At 46.5% G+C, this 20944-nt stretch carries 13 protein-coding genes; 11 read left to right on the top strand and 2 right to left on the bottom strand.

From position 1 onward, the window contains the following. Positions 1–12 precede the first annotated feature (12 nt). The 11 genes from ACUYLD_RS21080 (at position 13) to ACUYLD_RS21030 (ending at position 18515) form a co-directional block, all read left to right on the top strand. Positions 13–1302, top strand: a complete 1290-nt coding sequence (locus tag ACUYLD_RS21080; protein WP_446675922.1) for a vWA domain-containing protein — start codon at positions 13–15, stop codon at positions 1300–1302. A gap of 18 nt (positions 1303–1320) precedes the next feature. Next, entirely contained in the window at positions 1321–1974 is a 654-nt protein-coding gene (locus ACUYLD_RS21075; protein WP_446675921.1) for a beta-mannanase, read from the top strand. A 16-nt stretch (positions 1975–1990) separates the two neighbouring features. After that, complete coding sequence (locus ACUYLD_RS21070; RefSeq protein WP_446675920.1) at positions 1991–3256, top strand: TRAFAC clade GTPase domain-containing protein; 1266 nt, start codon at positions 1991–1993, stop codon at positions 3254–3256. Beyond that, on the top strand, positions 3253–6282 hold the full coding sequence (locus ACUYLD_RS21065; RefSeq protein WP_446675919.1) for a GAP1-N2 domain-containing protein: 3030 nt from the start codon (positions 3253–3255) through the stop codon (positions 6280–6282). The genes ACUYLD_RS21070 and ACUYLD_RS21065 overlap by 4 nt, the downstream gene beginning before the upstream one ends. A gap of 218 nt (positions 6283–6500) precedes the next feature. After that, entirely contained in the window at positions 6501–6968 is a 468-nt protein-coding gene (locus tag ACUYLD_RS21060; protein WP_250261509.1) for a MarR family winged helix-turn-helix transcriptional regulator, read from the top strand. Positions 6969–7060: 92 nt separating this feature from the next. After that, the gene (locus ACUYLD_RS21055) at positions 7061–8443 is read left to right on the top strand and encodes an MFS transporter (protein WP_446675918.1); all 1383 of its coding nucleotides are present in this window, start codon (positions 7061–7063) and stop codon (positions 8441–8443) included. Positions 8444–8523: 80 nt separating this feature from the next. Continuing rightward, complete coding sequence (locus ACUYLD_RS21050; protein ID WP_069291810.1) at positions 8524–9093, top strand: hypothetical protein; 570 nt, start codon at positions 8524–8526, stop codon at positions 9091–9093. Between the two features lie 68 nt (positions 9094–9161). Next, positions 9162–9311 carry a 50S ribosomal protein L33 gene (gene rpmG / locus ACUYLD_RS21045; RefSeq protein ID WP_007430271.1) on the top strand — a complete coding sequence of 50 codons (150 nt, stop codon included), beginning with the start codon at positions 9162–9164 and terminating at the stop codon, positions 9309–9311. A 507-nt stretch (positions 9312–9818) separates the two neighbouring features. Then, the gene (locus ACUYLD_RS21040; RefSeq protein ID WP_013310118.1) at positions 9819–10064 is read left to right on the top strand and encodes a type B 50S ribosomal protein L31; all 246 of its coding nucleotides are present in this window, start codon (positions 9819–9821) and stop codon (positions 10062–10064) included. Positions 10065–10746: 682 nt separating this feature from the next. Beyond that, positions 10747–13917 carry an Ig-like domain-containing protein gene (locus tag ACUYLD_RS21035; RefSeq protein ID WP_446675917.1) on the top strand — a complete coding sequence of 1057 codons (3171 nt, stop codon included), beginning with the start codon at positions 10747–10749 and terminating at the stop codon, positions 13915–13917. Positions 13918–13943: 26 nt separating this feature from the next. Next, the gene (locus ACUYLD_RS21030; RefSeq protein WP_446675916.1) at positions 13944–18515 is read left to right on the top strand and encodes an S-layer homology domain-containing protein; all 4572 of its coding nucleotides are present in this window, start codon (positions 13944–13946) and stop codon (positions 18513–18515) included. 321 nt (positions 18516–18836) lie between these two features. Here the strand turns inward: ACUYLD_RS21030 and ACUYLD_RS21025 are convergent, their stop codons facing one another. Together ACUYLD_RS21025 and ACUYLD_RS21020 are read right to left on the bottom strand one after the other, a co-directional pair. Continuing rightward, positions 18837–19940: a CobW family GTP-binding protein gene (locus tag ACUYLD_RS21025; RefSeq protein WP_061831365.1), complete on the bottom strand. Its 1104-nt coding sequence runs from the start codon at positions 19938–19940 to the stop codon at positions 18837–18839. Positions 19941–19958: 18 nt separating this feature from the next. Further along, a complete protein-coding gene (locus tag ACUYLD_RS21020; RefSeq protein ID WP_069291814.1) occupies positions 19959–20936 on the bottom strand; it encodes a TIGR03943 family putative permease subunit in 978 nt (325 codons plus the stop codon). Between the last annotated feature and the right edge of the window lie 8 nt (positions 20937–20944).

The raw sequence follows: 20944 nt of genomic DNA, 5'->3' as shown, positions 1-20944 counted from the left end.
GCAACGATTCTTATGAAGCAGCGTAAATTTAACGTTCTCCTATTGCTGTTCGGCTTGCTGGGCGCTGTAGTAGGCTTCATCTTGGGAGAGCTTATTCTTCACAAATTGATAGGGCACTGGCCGCATATCGTCGTGATCGGGCTGTATTTTGGCATCATGGCACTGTGTATTGGCCTAGGTTGTCTGATCGGCGAACTAATTTCGCCACAGTTAAATGGACATTCATGGCGGCAGCGCTACTCCGGGTTATCCTGGAAGTTACTGGTGCCTGCTACGCTGGTGATGTTGTTCGTGGCAGGTCTGCTATTGGAGTTGGGCTACCAGGTTAATCCTGAAGGGCGCAAGAGCGTACAGGACCTTGTGCTTGTGATTGATAATTCCGGGAGTATGCAGCAAACAGATCCAGATAATGAACGCCTAACGGCTGCTAAGAGTCTAATTGGCCAAATGGATGGAGACAAGCGGGTAGCCATTGTTTCATTTGATTCTACTGCGCAGTTGGTTCAGCCGTTTACTCCCATTCGCACAGATGCAGAGAAGCAAGCGGTTTATTCCAAAATTGATAGTATGCAGACTATAATGTCAGGCGGTACAGAGATCGGACTTGCTTTGGATGAGACGATCAAGGAGATTGAAACCCAAGGCAATGCAGAAAAAGGTTCTCTCGTTATTATGCTCTCTGACGGCTTTAGCGAGCTGGATACCCAGACAGCATTGGCTCCTTATATCGCCCGCCAGATTCCGATTAATACGATCGGGCTGAAACTGGCAGAGTCGGATGGTATAGCCTTATTGCAAAATATTGCTGACCTGACAGGCGGAACTTATTCTAATGTAGCCAATGCCCAAGGACTTACTCAGGCGTTTGGTAAAATATACAACAAAATCGGTGATCGCACACTGGTAACGGAGCGGACAGGTGAGTATGCCGACAGTCTGTATTTTGCCATTTATCGCGTAACGGCTCTGGTCATTATCGGCGCTCTATTGGGATTAGCTCTTGGGCTGATGTTTGATAACCGTTTTCTCGCGCGGAATTTTGCAATTGGAGGAGTCCCGGCCGGCTTGCTCGCTGGCTTTATTTTGGAAAAGGGATTATCTGGCTCGCCTATAGGCGACCTGATGATTCGTTTGGTGGCAGCGCTCGTACTGGCGGCCCTTATTGCTGTCTTTTCGCTTGTTCTGCCAATTGCGGAAAATACTCGCCGATCTTCCGGTGGAGGAAGTCAGGGTGCGCCGTCAGGACGCCGGAGAGGGGCACCGGAAGCCTCGACGCGCAATCGACGCAGCAGTGGATTTTAGAACGGGAGGCTGGAACTTATGCAGTATAGGGAAGCACAGCCCGGTGATCCTGTTATTTCGGAGCTGAGCCACAAAATTGACGACAACCGGGTTGTGTTGCGCTGGCAGTGGCCTGAAGGCGCAGCCGTGGTATATATTGCGAAACAATCAGCCGATGCAGGTGTGAATGGGCAAAATGAGGGTGAAGTTTTACCGCCTTTTTCAAGCCTAAAACTGTTTACACGCGAGGAGTATAAGGCTGCTGGCAGCTATCGTGACCGAATTGAAGGCATTGGACGCGTACGGTATACCGTGTATCCGGCTGTTCTGGAGGATGGAGATACTTACGTGATCCGTCAGCAAGATGGAGCCAACCAACTGGAGTTGAGTACGGGAAGGGCTAAAATCAGATATGCAGTTCACCATAAAAAAAGCTGGTTTCGCAGCCGCAAAACCGTCCAGATTCAGGTGACAGCCGAAGTTCCTGTCCCGCAGGAGGCGCTTTGCTACGTGAAGAAGCGCGGGGGCTATCCCGCAGACCGGGACGATGGAACCTTGTATCCATTCACGGCACCCTTTGCCGCGGGACGGAATGTTTTACCCGCTGTTGAAGTGGGGGGAGATGAATATGTGCGGCTGTTTTTTACAGACGGCCAGAAATATGGCACGGTATATGAATTAGTTCCTGAATGAAAGGAGGCCGCAACCGATGAGTTTTCTTAGCAATTTATTCAGAAGAAAGCCACAGGCAGCGCCAAGGCCGTTATTTTATGATATTGTGTGCCCTTATTGCTTTAGTAAATTTTCCCCGGAGGACGTGGTATTCCGTGCTTCTCATCACCGTGAAGATGACGAGGACTACGCTTTGGGTGAAGATGAGCTGTTGAACAAATATCGGGAGCGTTTTGGCTTGGACAGTGTGCATGATATGGAGGCGATTTTGCACCCCCATGATGTCCCTGAGGAACATCGATTGTATTCTGATCATGTACTGACAGGACTGACGGACCGTTATGGCGAGCTGACGCGCCACCGGCTGTGCCCGCACTGCCATAACGTGCTGCCCGTGACCGCGGGTAAGGTGCCTAGCAATATCATTTCGATTATTGGAGCTTCGCAGGCGGGGAAATCTGTCTATATGACCTCCCTGATTCACACGTTGCAGCATGTTACGGCCGATCATTTTGACGCGGCTTGCATGCCGCTCAATGCAGAAATCAGCCGAAAGTTCCGCACTATGTATGAGGAACCCCTATTTGAACGAGGCGATCTGCTTACATCGACACAAAAAGAAAAGATGCAGGAGCCTTTTATCTTCCAGTTTGTATTTAAGGATGAGGAAAAGCCGCCACTGACGCTGGTATTTTTTGATGTCGCCGGTGAGGGAATGGTAGATCAGGACTATCTGGGACTGCATGGACAGCATATTAAGAATTCAGCAGGTATTCTTTTTATGGTCGATCCACTGCAAATCCGCTCTATTCGGGAGCGTATTAAGATTAATCTTGGCGATAAGCCGGGTGAATGGGTCTCGCAATATGATGAACCGCGTGATGTCGTACTTACGATGTTCGGTGATTTTATCGCTTATCAGGAAAAAGGGAAAACGGACATTCCGACCGCTGTCGTCCTGACCAAAAGTGATATGCTTACTGCATTGGCAGATGAAGAAGGCACATACATCAAGACGAATAGCAATATTTTTAATCCGATGGAGCATCGCAAATATATGGATTTGGATGAGTTCGCGAACATTGATGGCGAAGTTCGACGCTTCATCGAAAAGGTGGATAAGCCGTTCAAGGGCACGATGGATGTATATTTTACGGATACGGCCTATTTCGCGGTTTCCGCGCTGGGTAGCAATCCGGTGGAGCAAAAGCTGCAAGGATTGGTTAGTCCGATCCGTGTGGATGAGCCATTCATTTGGCTGCTTTACAAGTTGAAGTACATTGAGGGGAGAGAATCACAGTGAGTTATTCTACCTCTCATTTGATACAACAGCAGATGTACACACGGGAACGGCGTGGAATTTTCCGTTCTACGGAAGGCTTCGATACAGTGGCTAATTCCAAAGGATTGGATGCTTCTTTTATTAAAAAGGTGCTGCATCCCTTATGTGTATATGATGCGCCTGCTGCCTTGACGGCACGTGGCGAGAAGCAGGAAAGCGTCTATCCGGAAGCCATGCATCTGGTACGGACGGAGTCCGGGGATGTAGTGCTTGGCCGCAGTATTTATAAGGCTGCGGATTTTACTGGGCTGCGGAGCGCCTTTTTCACGCACAACTATGTGATTCCAGCCGGACATGGTGAATCTCCGTCTGACTATAAGCAGTGGCTGAACACATCATTTGTTGATACCTATGATATTGAGCAGGGAACGGATTTACCGGAATTGGAGCGTCTACCGGGTGGAAGTGTATTTCCGGCTGTTGACCCGTCTACAGTGCTGGCTCAATTGCAGCTGAGCGAAGAAGTGTTCAAACAGCTTTTATACGCAGTCATGATGTCCGCAGCGGGTCGCAAAAAGGTATATGTAGCATTGAATGTTCCTGTAGAAGCGGTCGGATCTTCAGCCAAGCAGCTGCTGGGTGTGCTGTATGCGGCACTGCCTTATGCATTTCGGAACAGACTCGGATTTCTTACATATGCACAGGAACCGAACAGCAGAAAAGGCATTCACTTGATGTTCGTTGAGCCTTTTAGTTTGCGTCCCGGTGATCGGAATGTGGAAAAGGACTTTGTATTTGACCTGTCTAACCATAGTCGAATACTTAATGTGGATGCAGAGCAGGTGAGACAGCCGTATTTTGACTGGATTGTCCGCACGTTGCTGAATGGTGAGACGCCGGATGATTTCTTCAAATTTGCCGAGCAAATGCTGACAGGTATGGAGGCAGGGCGTGATTTGACGCCATCCAGCTATCATGAGCTCATTACGTTGTACAGAATTGAGCAGGGAGAGCGGGCATTATACAACGAACAACGAATCGCTGTATTACGAAGCTTGACTGATTATTTATCGCCACCCGATTCGCTGCCACGTAAAATGAGGCTGAATGATCTGTTTCTATCGTTTTTTGATCATGAATTTGATCGGGTGAAGGATGGATATATTCCAGATGTAGGTCTAGTCGATAGTTTCAAGGACTATTATAAAGTTCATGCACGCAGCAGCGAAAATCGGTTGGTGGAATATTTAATCCGTTCGCTAAACAATGCTTATACTGCCAGAAATACGGAAGCAGTCACGTATATTTACCATACGATTGAGGAGAATCCGTCATTAGGCAAGGCATATTTTACGAAAGTGCTGGGTAATCCGGCGCTTACAAAAATGCTGTTCATTCCCTACATGGACAGTCAGATGAAAAGAACACCGGATGCCAAGGGGCTGCTGGCCGTTGTGCATGAATGGGGCAGTCGGTATATCGAAGTGTCGGCGAATGCCGATTTTCAGCTTTTGGCAGAATCTGCACTGATGGGTAGACTGCGTGCCGAAAGAAAACCAGTAGAGGCTGTGGCTGCCATTCACCAACGCTTGCGTCAATGGGACAGCAGCTCTGCCGTAGGCAAACTGTCCCCGCTGGAGCAATCTGGATTGACAGAGCGCCTGCAGGAAGCGTCGGATCGGTATTTACTTACCGAAGTAGAGCTAAAAGAAATATCACCCGATCAGGTCGTACAGATTCCATTTTTTACACGGCCCGATTTGGTGCAGTGGGTTGGAAAGCTGCCTGCTCCCCTCAAGGGACAAGCAGTGCGATTGATTGCGGCTTACGATTGGTTTAATACGGAGGAACCGGAACCGTCGGTGCTGGACGGCCTGGAGCCTGGCGAAGTAGAAAAGGTACAGGATTGGGCTTATGGCTGGCTGCCCCAGCAGCTTGCGGAAAGCCATTTTGCCCGTCTGTTGCCTGCATTCTATCGTTCTGACGGGCCGGGAGAAGGAATATTGGACTTCGCTCGTCTGGTCAGTTCGATCCGCAAATGGGCGAAGGATAACGATACGATGTACCGCTTTATCCGATGGTCGGAAGAACACCCCGAGTTTGCCACTCCACGTGGCGGTTTCGAACCGTCGTATCGACGTGCGCTACTTCTATTCTTCCAAAAGGAAGGACGAGAGGGACTGCATAAAAAAACGCTGTGGCGTCAATATTTTGAACCTGCAAAGCCTGCTTTTAAAAATTTCTATTTGGCAGCAAAGCGGGAGACGGACACGCAGTTGATCAAAACACTTCGTCGTTTTCGTAAAGGTGGGGTGATTTCCGGGATCGTGCTGATTGTCATTGCAGGTACGCTCGGCGGCCTGAAAGCAACCGGGGTGATCGGATCTGGTGACACACCTGCGCCTATTGCTGCTCCGAAGCCTGTACAACAGCCTGTAGAGCCTACAGTGCCCGTAAAAGAGGAGCCTACGGCGATAGTGACACATGTGCCTAATACCAAGTCCACTACGAAAATGGTCAAGCTGTTGTTTGCGTTTCAGACATCGACAGAGCAGGCAGAATTTAAGCCGAAGAAGCTCGTCATTGTCGGGGCGGACCAACAGGAGCACTTATATGAAAATTTTACGCTTGCTGAACAGAACGACAAGGAAGCTGCCAGTAATGCGAACAATGATCCATCCGGTGACGTAATCACTGGGAGCGCCACTACAAAAAGTACGACAGCAGATGGACAATCCACGGACAGTGGTTCCACAGCTCGTGGTAGTACATCCAGTGGAACAAGCGGCGATCAGTCTGGAGCAGTGACAGGCAACACGGACGGAGGCTCGACTTCGGAGATTTCTACTGAGGGTAGTGGTATAGCAGCCGATAAAACCATAGGCAGCACGTCCGGTGATGGTACAGAGACAAAGGAGTACGATCTGAAGAAGTATCCTTATCGTACGCTGTTGACCATTTGGCAAAGGCTGGAGCTGAACGATGCTAGCACGGTTACCGTTGATGGAGAAGAATACCCGCTGGTTCAAGTGAAGAGTGCAGACTAAGCAACTATAAAACAGAAATAAAGTAAAAGACGGGCTTCCTTCAAGGGCTCGTCTTTTGCTATACATAAATTTTCATATAGGATGACTTCGTAATTTGAAATTCACCTTATCTAGTAAAACATCATTTTACGAAAGTATTGACACCAAGTAGGCAGCTGATTAAAATTAGTTTGAATTCAAACTATTAAATTTAGATGGATATGGAGGTTCGTAGTGAGATGGGAAGTGAGGTGTATCCCGTTTGTCTTCCTTGGGAGGAAGAGAGCACGATGTATTTAATTAAATGGATTTTCACTACCGTCCGGCGCGAAATTGAAACGGCACTGCGCCCTTTGGGACTCACCTCCCCACAATCGCAGACGCTCTATATACTGGCGGTGTCGCCTGGAGTCACCAATACGGATTTGGAAAGGCTATTGCTTATTGATAAATCAAGCGTTACCAGCCTGGTTAACGGGATCGTTAAGAAAAACTGGGCAATACGCAAAAGTCACCCGGAAGATGCACGAATGAAGCAAATCTATTTGACTGAGGAAGGCTTAGAGATTCACAAAGTAGCTGAACGTACTATTGAGGCAATTAAAAGCTCGGTAGGTGAAACATTATCTGTAGGAGAATCGGAGACGCTACGCTGTCTGCTTAAAAAAATTCTCCGCGACTACCACCCTGCGGACACCCGCGTTTGAGCGGATATATAGAGAATTTGCCCGGGTAGGGGTATCAAAAACAGTGAAATATGATCTTAGATAAGAGGTTTATAGGAGAGGGAGACAACCAAATGATAAATGAACAAACTTATCCCAATGCGGATAAGCTTATGCGAGTGCTAGCTTTCACACTTGTTTTTTCAGTGATGAACGCTTTTATGTTTAATGTCGTTATGCCTGTGATTCGAGAGGAGTTTCATATTAGTGCTTCCGATGTAAGTTGGTTGCTGACTGGCTATATGATCGTGTATGCAGTTGGCTCGGTGACCTACGGCAAATTGGCAGATAAATATCGTCTTAAGGATTTGCTGACGTTTGGGATTCTCTTTTTTGCACTGGGTTCGCTTATTGGACTGTTGGCCAATCAATTTTGGATGCTCATTGTAGCTCGTTTGCTTCAGGCTGCAGGGGCTGCTGTTATTCCGGCAACTGCTATGATCGTCCCAGTCCGTTATTTCTCGGCTGAAAAAAGGGGACGTGCTTTGGGCGTCACAGCAATCGGCTTGGCGTTAGGTACTGCACTGGCTCCGATTATTTCCGGTTTGATCACAGGCTTTGCAAGCTGGCGTTTTTTGTTCGTCATTTCCATGCTGCCACTGATCGCATTGCCGTTCTTCCGCAAATATTTGGACGATCAGCGTGGAAAGGATCAGAAGTTCGATTTTCTGGGTGGATTATTGCTGGGTGGAACAGTAGCCTTCTTATTACTTTCGATTTCGCAAACCAATATGATGTTCTTTCTGGTCGGTGTGGTGTTATTCGCACTGTTTATATGGCGCATTAACACTGCGCATGATCCATTCATCCAGCCGAAGCTGTTCCGTAACAAGCAATATTCATACGGGCTCCTTATCGCTTTTTTAGGGACGGGGATTAGCTTTGGATTGCCGTACTTGGCACCGCAGTTTCTGAACAGTCTCAATCAGCTCACGCCGGCAATAATTGGACTGGTTATGTTTCCGGCTGCTATTGCTTCGGCTCTATTGGGTAAAAGAGGAGGGCGTTTGGCGGATAGCAAAGGAAATTCGTTTCTCGTCTATACAGCTGTATCGCTTTTGTTTATCTGTTTTATCAGCTTGTCTACATTTGTGGGTGCCTCTCCGTATCTGATTTTATTTTTGCTTATTTTCGGAAACGTAGGTCAGACCTTCATGCAAATTGCCATGTCCAACACGATTTCTCGTACCTTGTCGAAAGACCAGATTGGTGTTGGAATGGGGCTGCTATCTCTGCTGAATTTCATTGCCGGGGCGATCACGACAAGTATTTTGGGCAAAACGCTGGATAGTTCGTCGTCCTTTCATTTGAATCCTGTCGTATCTAATGTGCAGGTATTCAATTTTAGCAATATTTTTACGGTGCTTGCACTGATTGCGCTTGTGACGATGGGACTTTATGCGTTGCAATTCCGAAGGGGTTCACGCCGTAATACGCCTGCTGTTGAGCAAGGATAAACATTTGATGTAAACTCATGCCAAAACAAGGGTATAATATAGAAGGAAAAGTTCATCTATGGAAGGACGGAGTGTCCGGCATGACAAGAAACCTTCAATATGTACCCTATGGTTATGAGCCTCCGATCGAGACGCATAAAGGGACCATGGTCTACTATGATACGTTCGAGCAGATTACAGCCAGAGAGCTGGAGCTTTTTGCCGAAACGGGGGCTGCATTATCTTTTACAAAGCTGGTGTTGTATCCGCTACATGAAGAAACCGTCAGAAGAATGTGGAAGCAGCCGGTACGTTCGTATTACAAGCGGGTGGACGAGCTGGGAGAGTGGCAGCGGGAGCAAGCTTTGAGTGCTGTTGTGATTGAGAACTGGGAAGGTAAGCGTAAAAAGTATACGCCGATTGAAGCAGCCATCCGTTTTTTGGCGGAAAAGTATACGACCCCACTTTTTTTGTACATGAGTCCTGAAACTGCAAATTTGTGCGCTTCTTATGCATCATTTGGAGAATGGATTAGAAATGTCAGATTGGTGCTTTCGAGCGACCCCCAGGAACTTCATCCGAAGCTTGCACAGTACCGTAATCGATGGAATACGGTCGAAGAAGCGACAAACCGTGACTCTAAGGTTGACAAAGCGGAGCATGAATTATAGAATAGAACTAATCGTAAAAATTACTATTGTAATTGTATACCATGTATTCCAATTAAGGAGGAAGAGAAATGCGCGTAATTGTTACCTTGGCATGCACCGAATCCGGTGATCGCAACTATACAACAACCAAGAACAAAAGAAATCATCCGGAGCGTCTTGAAATGAAAAAATACTCTCCGCGTCTGAAAAAGTACACGATCCATCGTGAAACTAGATAATTTGAGGTTTGCTGCATAGCAACCTGAATGATTCTGCTTCCTGAGCGAAGCCTGTTAAGTTTGCAAAAGCCTGCGTTATGGAACCGGCGAAAACTTGAATTAGTCCAGTGGACAGAGCGTCCAAAGTTAAAGCTTGCACCTAAGAAAACGGCTTTTTTTCAAGGCTGTATGATAGATGCCGAGCTACATGGTACGCTTTGCCTTTTGAATCGAAAGCACGTGGCTACCGAGTTCTCCTGTGCTGGTGTCAGCATTTGGGACGAGCCGGAGGACCATTCACTATATGCTTATATAACGATGAAGGCTGACGAAAGATCCGGAGCGTTCGTGCAATGGGCGATGCGTATATGCGGCATCGTTTGCTTGTCGTTTACGAGCTTGAGCGCAACCGTTATGATCTGTCGTCTTTTTTCTGGGACATAACCGTTCCTTTTGCCAACTGATGGAGTATTGCGCCAGTACGTTTGAGTTTGAAACTAAAACTACATGAAAGATTAGGTGAAACTAATGAAAAAAGATATTCATCCAACATTGAACAAAGTTATCTTTTTGGACCCTAGCTGTGGATTTACTTTCCTGAGTGCTTCCACTAAATATTCGCAAGAAACGATGGAATGGGAAGATGGCAACACATACCCAGTTATCCGTGTAGATACTAGCTCCGCTTCCCACCCGTTCTTCACTGGTAAACAAAGAAACGTGGATATCGGTGGCCGTGTGGATCGCTTTAACAAAAAATATAACCTTAAGTAAGACTCGTCGAGAGCTAGGTTTACGGATTATGCCAATAATTCGTAAACCTAGCTTTTTTATTTTTTACGGATAGTTACATCCGAAACAACGCGAATAACAAATGTATTTTCAAGTCTCGAATTTAACACTCTTCTGGAACAGTCCATGAAGCTGCTGCTTTTTTTAATGCTAAATGAAGCTGAACAATAGTCGACGAGGGCTATGATGAAAAAAAGATACGAATATAACGTTTTAAGATATTCAGTAGCGGCATTGCTAATCTTGGCAACTAATCATTTTAAAACGTAATTCTATACTTCGCATAGGCTGTCTTAATTTAAAAATAATCGCAGGTATCTAGCCTGCGATTATTTTTTTTTAGCACAAGAGTTGCGATTAAGGGAGGGTTCCGATAAATCATTTGCGGAAATAAGTTATTTGAAGGATATAGTTAGAGACTTGATACAACTAGGCATCATTATAGATAAGCTTTTGTTCAGAATTGGTTCAGTGGTTTCATGTATATTAATTGAAAACGACATAAATCACTTATTTTCGACAAATATATGAATAAAAGATTAATATAAACACATTTTTATCGGTAAATACAGTGAATAAGCTTTATTATCTTTGAATTATGTAGAAACATTTCGAAGATCGAATAGGGTCGTTTTACTCAAAAGTAAATTAGGAGGTAGAACCATTGAAAGTTTATTCACTTAAGTGGGCAGCCGCTCTTGTTGCTCTTCAGGCGGCGTTTGGTACTTCTGCTTACGCTGCAACGCCTACCAATAATTTGTTTTCAGATACATCCTATGTGACGAGTGATAAAATGGCGGCCATCCAAGAAGCTGTACGCCAAGGGCTTTTATCGGGGGATCCTCATGGAACTTTTCGCCCTGCAGCAACATTAACTCGTCAGGAACTCGCAGTATTATTGGTCAGAGCTTTAAAATTGGACCCTATTTCGAGTTCTTCTACTTTTAAAGATGTGCAAAGTAAACAATTTGCTGCCCCATATATAGAAGCCGCACAAAAAGCCGGGTTTCTATCTGGGGATGGATTAGGAAACTTCCGTCCGAACGATCCTGTTACACGTGAAGAGCTGGCAGCTGTGTTTGTTCGTGCAGTCGGAGGGGTTAATGCAGAGGGCGGATCAAGCATTTTACCCAAAGATCAGTCCTTGGTAAGCCAATGGGCGGCTGGATCGGTAGATACAGCACTTCGTCTGGGTTTAATTGACATTCATGACAGCAAGCTCAATCCCACGGGTGAAGTAAAAAGGGAGGATATTGCTCCTTTCCTGCTGGATATTTTCAAAACTCAAGAGCAAACAGCTACGATCAATAGCATTGATGGAGACATTGTAACGATCGATAATGTTCCCTATTTAATAGAGGGAAATTTGAAAGAGTTAATCGGAAACTCCAATAAAGATGCGTTAAAAGGAGCTAAATTAAAGTTTAATTCACGCAATCGTAATGTGGACGGGCTGCAACAATTACAAATCGTGCAAAAAGATGTTGTGTTAAACACCAATGGTCTACCGGAAAGCAGCCTGCTTCGAATTTTAGGTGATGGTGTTCAGATTAAAGGGGATATCAAAGGAGTAATCGAGCTTAATGACGGTGTTTCTAATATCCAGCTGAATGGAAACGTAAACCATCTTAATGTGAATTCCGGCAATGGTATTTCTATTAAAGGAACCGGAACAATCGGGGAGCTTCAAGTTGCCAACGCAAACGCTAAAGTGACATTGAACCCGAATTTTAAAGTTGAAATGATTCAGCTGCCTAAAGATGCATCCGTTTCACAAGTTATCCAAAATTACAGCGAAGTACAAAAGCAGATTGGACAAATTCAGTCCGCTGACGGAACGGTTCAAGAACCGACTACAGTTACGTCCAGCAGCGTGACATTTTCCTCCGGAGGTGGAACTTCAACAAAATCAGTGACTAACCATGCGCCAGGCGTTACTACCAGGTTTACTGATATTACGTTAAGTACAGCAGATGAGCCTAAAAAGATTAATCTGGCAAATAGTTTTACCGATGCTGATGGAGACACTCTGACCTACACAGCAGAAACTTCAGCCACAAACGTAGCGACGGTATCAGTGAATGGAAGTCAGTTGACTCTCACGCCGGTGAACGCCGGAACAGTTACGATCACGGTTACGGCGAACGACGGCAAGGGCGGGACCATAAACGACCAGTTTAACGTGACGATCACGCCGGTGATCCCAGAAGCCGTGAACCATGCGCCGACGGTGGAAACGTCGATCAGCAATGTAACGACAGGGGCCGCGGATGGAGTTAAGACGGTGAGTCTTGCGAGTGTGTTTGCAGATGAAGACAGCGACGCACTGACATACACGGCAATCTCGACAGATACGGGCGTGGCAACAGCAGCGGTAAACGGAAGCGATCTGAAAATTACGCCAGTGAACGCGGGTACGGTCACGATTACGGTAACGGCAGACGACGGCAAGGGCGGCACGGTGGATACGCAGTTCAACGTGACGATCACGCCGATGATCCCGGAAGCCGTGAACCATGCGCCGACGGTGGACACGTCGATCAGCAATGTGACAACAGGAGCCGCGGATGGAGTTAAGACGGTGAGCCTTGCGAGTGTGTTTGCAGATGAAGACAGCGACGCGCTGACATACACCGCAACCTCGACGGATACGGGCGTGGCAACAGCAGCGGTAAACGGAAGCGATCTGAAAATTACACCAGTGAACGCGGGTACGGTCACGATTACGGTTACAGCAGATGACGGCAAGGGCGGCACGGTGGATACGCAGTTCAACGTGACGATCACACCGTTTATTCCAGAAGCCGTGAACCATGCGCCGACGGTGGACACGTCGATCAGCAATGTGACGATAGGAGCCGCGGATGGAGTTAAGACGGTGAGCTTTGCGAGTGTATTTGCAGATGAAGACAGCGACGCACTGACATACACCGCAACCTCGACGGATACGGGCGTGGCAACAGTAGCGGTAAACGGAAGCGACCTGAAAATTACGCCAGTGAACGCGGGTACAGTCACGATTACGGTAACGGCAGATGACGGAAACGGGGGTACAGTGGATACGAATTTCACTCTAACGGTGACCCCTCCACCTGCTGCTAATCACGCTCCTGTTGTTCAAAGCACGATTAATGATGTTTCTACAGAAGCAGGTGCTGTGGACACAACTATTGGACTTGCTTCAACTTTTGCAGATGAAGATTTGGACTTACTGACGTATTCCGCTGATTCATCGGACCCTAGCGTAGCAACGGTTTCCGTTACAGGCGACCAACTGAGTATTACTCCGCTTGCAGTGGGAAGTGCTACAGTCACAGTTACCGCAGATGATGGGAAGGGGGGAACCGTTCAAACGATCTTCCAAGTCACTGCTGGAGAAAAGAAGGGACTTTTCTTCTCCGAGTTGGCATGGGGGGAGAGCGACTCTATGATGCAGATTATTGAGCTTTATAATGCGGGTTCTGAGGAATTGGATGCTTCAAAAATTAGAATTGAACGCAGTGATAGTGGAAATTCGATCGAAATAAGTCAAGACGCTGGTGCTTTTATTCCAGGTGGAGCTACTTTCGTGATAGGAGATACCATGTATTTTGGTGATGCGCATGCAGATTACTTCACGGACATGGGATTTTATAACGATGATTCAGCACCTGTTACTTTATCGCTTTATTACGATAATCAGTTGATTGATACGGCAGTGTTTCAGCCTCATACCACTTTAGCTAGACAATCCGATGTTACCCATGGAAATGCAGACTACGAGGCAAGTGAATGGTTTGATGAAGGAACCGATTATACGGATAATATCGGCATCTTTAGTAGTGAGGCACCATAATGAATAAAAAGAATAGAGGGAACATCATGAGTTCTAAACCTAATAAATGGCTGATTACATTAGCTTTGGCTGCACTTGTTGCTCCAACGGCTTTGCAGACGATTGCATCTGCTGCCAGCGGTGCATCAAACGGAGCAGCTCTGGCCAGTCTGCCTTTTAAAGACATCAATAATATTGCTTCAGAGCAAAAGACAAACATCCTGCGAGCCATTGAAGCTGGACTTCTGCATGGCGACCCATCTGGATCCTATCGGCCAACGGATTTGTTGACCCGTCAAGAAATGGCGGTTCTATTAACTCAAGCTCTGCAACTCTCTATTTCTAAAGCAGCAAGCAGCAGTTTCTCGGATGTAGACCCGAAAAGTTGGTCGAGTCCCTATATTGAGGCTGTACATCGTGCAGGACTCATGAATGGAGACGACGGCTCCAAATTCAGACCCAAAGCGGCAGTTACCAGAGAGGAGGCTGCGGTTCTGCTTATGCGGGCCGCCGGGCTTCCTATTACAGCTGACGCCACGGAGTCTGCTAAACTTACTGATTGGAATCGGGTCAGTCCGTGGGCACGGCCATACGTTAATACGGCTTTACAATCGGGCTCCATGAAGACGGATCAGTCCGGTTTCAAACCTAAATCGTCCGTTCAGCGCCAAGATATAGCCCAGTATATGATGTCTACCTTTTTCCCTAAGGACCATGTAGTCCAACTCCAAAAAGTAGAGGATGGAAAGGCTTGGATTAACGGGATTGAATATAAACTCTCGGATTCAGTTAAAGGAATCCTGCAAACCTCTAACCAAGAGATTCTCAAAGGAGCAGATATTCAATTTGTAGCATCACAGCGGACCATTGAATCGATCACCAAACTGGTCATCCATGCGAGCGGGCAAGCTCCGATAGGGCAAGCTTCCGAATTCAGCGGCAATCTTGTATTAGATGGTCATAACTCCTCGATTGACGGAGATTTAACTATTGACGGTGATTACATTTCGGTTATGAATTTGAATGTCAAAAATAGTTTTACAGTTACGTCAAGCCTTGAACATGATTTCTATGCCTCTAAATTTACGGTACAAGGAAAAACATATATTCAGGGCGGTGACCAGAACACCGTATTGTTTAACACATCTGAGCTGCAGGATGTCGAGGTATCCAAACAGGATGTCCACGTAGTCATTCAAGGAAATTCGACGGTGGATCAAATGTCGTTGATTTCCAATGCAACGATTGAAAATGATTCATCCTCAACGATACAGCAGTTGAATGTTCTTACCGGTGCCAAGCAAGTAGAGTTGCAGGGGATTATTAAGCAATTGTCGGTCAACAGTGACCAGCCCGTAGCTCTGACAGGCCAGGCCTCCATTAATACATTGGCTGTGAACAGTTCCTCTCCGGTCAGTCTGGAGGTAGCTGGAACTATTTCAAATTTACAAGTAAATAACTCTGCAGCAAATATTAGTGTAAGCTCCTCCAGCCAAGTCACGAATACTTCATTTGCAGTAGGTGTGTCTTCTTCGACGGTATCAGGAGTCACTGGAGTCACTACAACTTCTTCTGGTAGCTCGCGTTCTACGGTTGTGACCAATACAGCACCGAAGTTAGTGACCAAATATGACGATCAAGCCGTAACGGTGGGCGATTCTGAACTTCAGATTGACTTACTTGGTCATTTTACGGACGAGGAGCAGTCCGAGCTCAAATATACGGCAGTGTCGTCTAGTACAAAAATCAGTACAGTCCGAGTAGAGGGAACAAACCTGTTTATCAAGGCTGTTGGCAAAGGGACTGCGACCATTACGATCGCCGCAGATGACCAGGCCGGGAAAAAAGCGGGAACGAATTTCAAGGTCCGTGTCAATGAATCTCCTGTTTCATTGAGTATCCCCGATCAAAACGAACAGTTGGGGAGCGGCGATGTAACCTTATCTTTAGGATCGTTTTTTACGGATTCTGAAAATGATCCTATGACCTATGAGGTTGCGATCGATGATCCTTCCATTGCTACCTTTACCCTGACGGGTGATCAATTGGTATTAACTCCGGCAGCTGTAGGACATGTCCAAGTTACCGTCAAGGCATCCGATGGTCGGGGAGGCAGCGCAAGCCAGTCGTTTCAATTGGTGGTAACTGCAGTACCTAATCAAAATCCGGTTGTAAATCAGAAGCCGGGCAACCAAACGCTCACTGTGGGCGATGCGGACTACATCCTGGATTTATCTCCGGTGTTCCTTGATTCGGACAGCAATCCGCTAACCATCTCGGCAGAATCCTCGGATCTATCCATTGCGACGGTCTCCGTTAATGGAAACCAGGCCACAGTTCATGCGGTTTCCTCAGGAACAGCAAACATCCAGCTAAAAGCGACAAATGGCCTTGGAGGCGAGGTTAAGACCGATTTTGATATTACCGTTAATGAACCTCCGGTATCCTTGCGAATTCCGGATCAGACGAAACAAATCAATTCAGACGACATTCAATTATCTTTAAACGACTTCTTTACCGACCATGAGAAGAATTCGTTGTCATACAGCATTGATATTTCCGATTCTTCGGTTGCGACTGCAGTGCTAAATGGGGACACGCTTACCATTACACCGTTAAAAATTGGCAGCACATCAGTATCTGTTAAGGCATCTGATGGCCATGGAGGTAGCACAAGCCAGTCGTTTCAAATGGAAGTAACGGCTGTATCTAACCAAAATCCGGTTATAGACCAGAAGCCGGGTAATCAGACACTGAATCTAGGCGATGTGGATTATATCCTGGATTTATCTTCGGTATTCCACGATCCCGATGGCGACCCTGTGGACGTTTTGGCAGAATCTTCGGATTCGTCAGTTGCTGTTGTATCCGTTAACGGATACATAGCCACGGTTCATGCAGTTTCCTCAGGAATAGCAACGATTCAGCTTAAAGCAAAAGATGGCCGCGGGGGCGAGGTCACTGCTGATTTTGATGTTACCGTCAATGAATCCCCGACTTCCACAGGGATTCCGGATCAGATGAAAGAAATAAATACAGGCGATATTCAATTGTCCTTAAATGATTTCTTTTCCAGTCCTGATAGCGATGTTTTAACTTACGATGTTCATAGCATTTCTGACCCGACTGTTGTGACGGCTGCCGTTTATGGAGATATGCTTACTCTTACACCGTTAACGATCGGTAGCACATCGGTATCGATCAAAGCAACAGATAGCTGGGGAGGGAAAGTGATCGAAACTTTCAAAACCACCGTCACGGCTGGACCTCCACAGAATCAGTATCCAGTAGAAACTAAACCTGCCGACCAGTCGCTTACTGTAGGTGGTGCGGTCTACTCACTCAATTTAGGTTCCGTTTTTACTGATCCTGATGGGGATACGTTGACCTTTAAGGCAACCTCTTCTGATCCGTCCGTTGCTTTGGCGGAAATCACTGGAGCTCAATTGGAAATTCAGGCACTAAGTGCAGGGACGACAATCATAGAAATCAAGGCTATGGATGGCCGTGGAGGGGAAACTTCAAGCACCTTCCAAGTCAGTGTCCAATCATCCGGTTCGTCTAACCCATCTTCTAATCAGCCGCCTCAAGTAGATGCGACCATTTATGAACAAGTGTTGACTGCAGGAGTTACGAATGCAAGAAGCTACGACCTATCTCAATTGTTCAGTGATGCTGACGGGGATGCCCTAACGTTTACTTCTACTGTTGAATCAACCGGTATGGTAAATGCAGAGGTTAACGGATCAACGTTGACTCTTACTCCGGGTAATCAGACAGGAAGTACCAAGGTAACGATTACTGCGAATGACGGGCATGGCGGAACAGCCACCTATAATTTTCAGGTAACGAATGCTCCTCTGGCGACGAATGGAATTGTTCAAATCCGAACCAAGCAAGGGGCCAAAGATCCGATTACTTATGACATGTCAACAGTGTTCCCGGGTGAAACTTCATTTAAAATCTATTCGGGTACGGCAGATTCCACCTTTACTGGGCCAATCCCTCTTAATGGGACGGTTTGGACATGGAACGGGGATATTTTTCAATACTTCTGGGTAATCGGGGCGAACGGATCTGCCGCTGTATTCCAAGTGACCTCAAATCCTCAAGGACCGGAGGATCTATATTTTTCCCAGTATCTATCTGTGGATAAAACCCGTACTGCTATTGAGCTGTTTTACAATCCGGTAGGAGATACTTCTAAACCTATAGAAAATGCAGGATACTCACTTGAGATTCATCAATACAATTTAGCTACAAATACTCCCAAGGTGTGGAGCCAGCCTATTAATTCGTTTTGGAAAGGCATGCCTTATATATATATCGATTCCATCTTTTATGACTTTTTCGACATTGTTCCAGCGACATACTATAATGATGAATTGATGTTACTAGAAACGAATACCAATGTAACGACAGGCTATGTCCTGAAAAAGAACGGTGTAACGATCGACGTCTTAGGTGATCCTAACGGAAAAACGCAATTTATGCCGAATAATGGTACTATTATCCGAAAATCGGGGATTAAGTCCGGTTCCTCCTCTTATAATCTTCCAGGAGAGTGGAACTCTTATCCAACCGGAACGCTTCAATATTTTAGTCATCATACTCCATAACATTTTGTTGAATTAACCGGGAAGCCCTCCAGCGCCGATGGTACTTGGGCCGAAGGGTCCTGGGAGAGTAGGAGACATCGCCAAGCAATAAATGTATAACTCTGCATAGTCGTACTCAAGCTGTCGAGACATTCTCGACAGCTTTTTTTATTCCCAATCTTTCAACACGGCATCCTATAAGGTACATACTGCTTATATGCAAATTTATGATAGTTACGAAAAAAAGGCCGTTCCCTGAATTTTAAAAGTCAAAGGAACAGCCTTATTAATTTCGTAGACATACCAAAGGGAATTTTCATCATTACTAGCCGAATATGTCGATTACAGCGACACGAAGCACTGTTCCCATTGATCGGTAATGGAGGCTTTGTCAAGCTGTTCTCCAATGAGTGTGACATATCCCTGGCTCACAGGAAGTGCAGTAGGCTGCCACTCCAAGTGATTTCCTGAAAATTGCAAAAGCATAGTACCTTCCTGAGGAAGCACGCAGTAACCTTTCGCACGAAGCAACGAGGAACCTAACCCGGTCAAAAGGTTTTCCAATCGTTGTTTTTCGAGTGGCTGAGGAGAATATTGATGCAGCGTTAGGCTCTCCAGACGGGAGAACGAATGAGGCTGCTTAGGATCGTGGTTATGACTGTGTGCCGCAATAACTTTAAAAGCCGTACTTCTGGAGACACTACTGGTGCTTCCGATACTTTTGACGGGAATGGAAACGGACGGTACACCTGCATCGGTGGACTGGACTTGTGCAGGTGCAGGTTGAAGTGTCTGTATGGGTTTCGCGGCAACGGATGCGGAGGCCAGAACAGGCTCTAGTAGTGGTTCAAGGTCAATCCGGCTATATTCAGTAGTTTGCAGCTTGGCCGTATCGTTGAGCTTGCGGATGCTCTTGACGACCTTCGTCACTTCACGGCTACTTGCTGCATCCGTCTTGTTCACCACAATAAAGTCTGCGGTGCGAAGTTGTCCGTGCAGGGTGCGAACCAGTTCTTTATCAGCCGTAAAGCGGCTATTGTATTCATGGAACAGCTCAGCATCCACAACACTGATGCTGTGAACCAGATAAAGCCGATCTGCCAGTAGAGGGGAGCGAAGCTCCTCCAGTACTTGTTCGGGGTTGGCTACCCCGGTGGTTTCCATGAAGATCAGGTCTGGCTTCTGACTGAGCAGGGTATGCAGAGCCCCTGCCAGCTCATTTCTTTTGCTGCAACAAATGCAGCCTTCTAGCAATCCTTCTACTGTTACGTCAGGCATTTCCTCTGAAATTATAGCGCTGTCTACATCATATTCACCCATTTCGTTCATTAAAACAGCAGCACGAAGGGGAATTTGGCGAGTATGGGCTAACAGGCGTAAAAGCAGTGTTGTTTTGCCGCTTCCAAGAAAACCACTGATTAAAATAACAGGAACTTTGTTCATCATTTTCCCTCCTTGGTGGGTTTAGTGTACTGTGTTCAAGCGATCAAAGGTAGCTACCGAGTCTGCTTGGGTATAGACATAAGGGGATTCTGGCTGCTCGACAGCGGTTATTTTTTCGGATCGAATTTCAAGTACCGGAACGTTGCCCTTTTGTGTGGCATGCAGTGTTCCTTCAATGGTCACCCAGGTATCCTTGTCAAAGGACGGGGCCTTCTGGGATTGGACGATGATCCCGAATGGCATGGCATCGGCAGTACAGCACATGACGAGGAATCTTCCTACTGCAAATAGGCCTTTACCCGGCAGGTTGTCGTCTTTATAGACAAAGCCAGTCACCTGTACTTTTTTTCCTTCAAAAGCTTGTTTATATAACTCAATGGCGCCAATAGTTTCGGAGAAAATCTCCGGCTTGATCTGTATGATAGGTTGCTGATACAGGCGTTTCGCCAGCTCGGCGAATTCTACATTGTACTTGTCAGGCGGAACGAACAGCTTATCCAGCGTTTCCTGACTCCATTTTCCCTCTGGAGGGGGCGAAGTTGGGACAGAAGATGCAGTTGATAAAAGGGAGGAGGTGGATGCTTTCGTGGTCTGTATATCTGTTTTTCGTCGGATATCCGGGTTGGGATACGTGAAGGACATGCCTTTTTTGGCGGCCATATCACTACCAAGTGCCTGATTGGGCAGCAGAGAACCGAACAGGAGCGGGATGAGCAGCATTCCATATACGAGTGTTTTTTTGAACCAGCTTTGCGGCAACGGATGCTCACAATCACATACATCCTCACCGTCCCGCTCTCCGATGATTCCGTGCCATGCCATCGCCAATGCGATGAACAAGAGTGGTACAGGACAGAGTAGGAGCAGCTTTTGCATATGGGGAGCTAGGTAGTAATGAAGTGCATTCGTACGGTTTAATGAGATAATGTACACAGCCAATCCGATTAGGAGCAAGGAGCGCATACCATATTGCCAGCGGATGCTAAAGGTTGAATTCACGTTTGTAT

Source organism: Paenibacillus sp. SER-28 (assembly GCF_052906305.1).
Note: the sequence above shows the minus strand (reverse complement) of the source record. Positions and strands in the feature narration are given on the sequence as shown.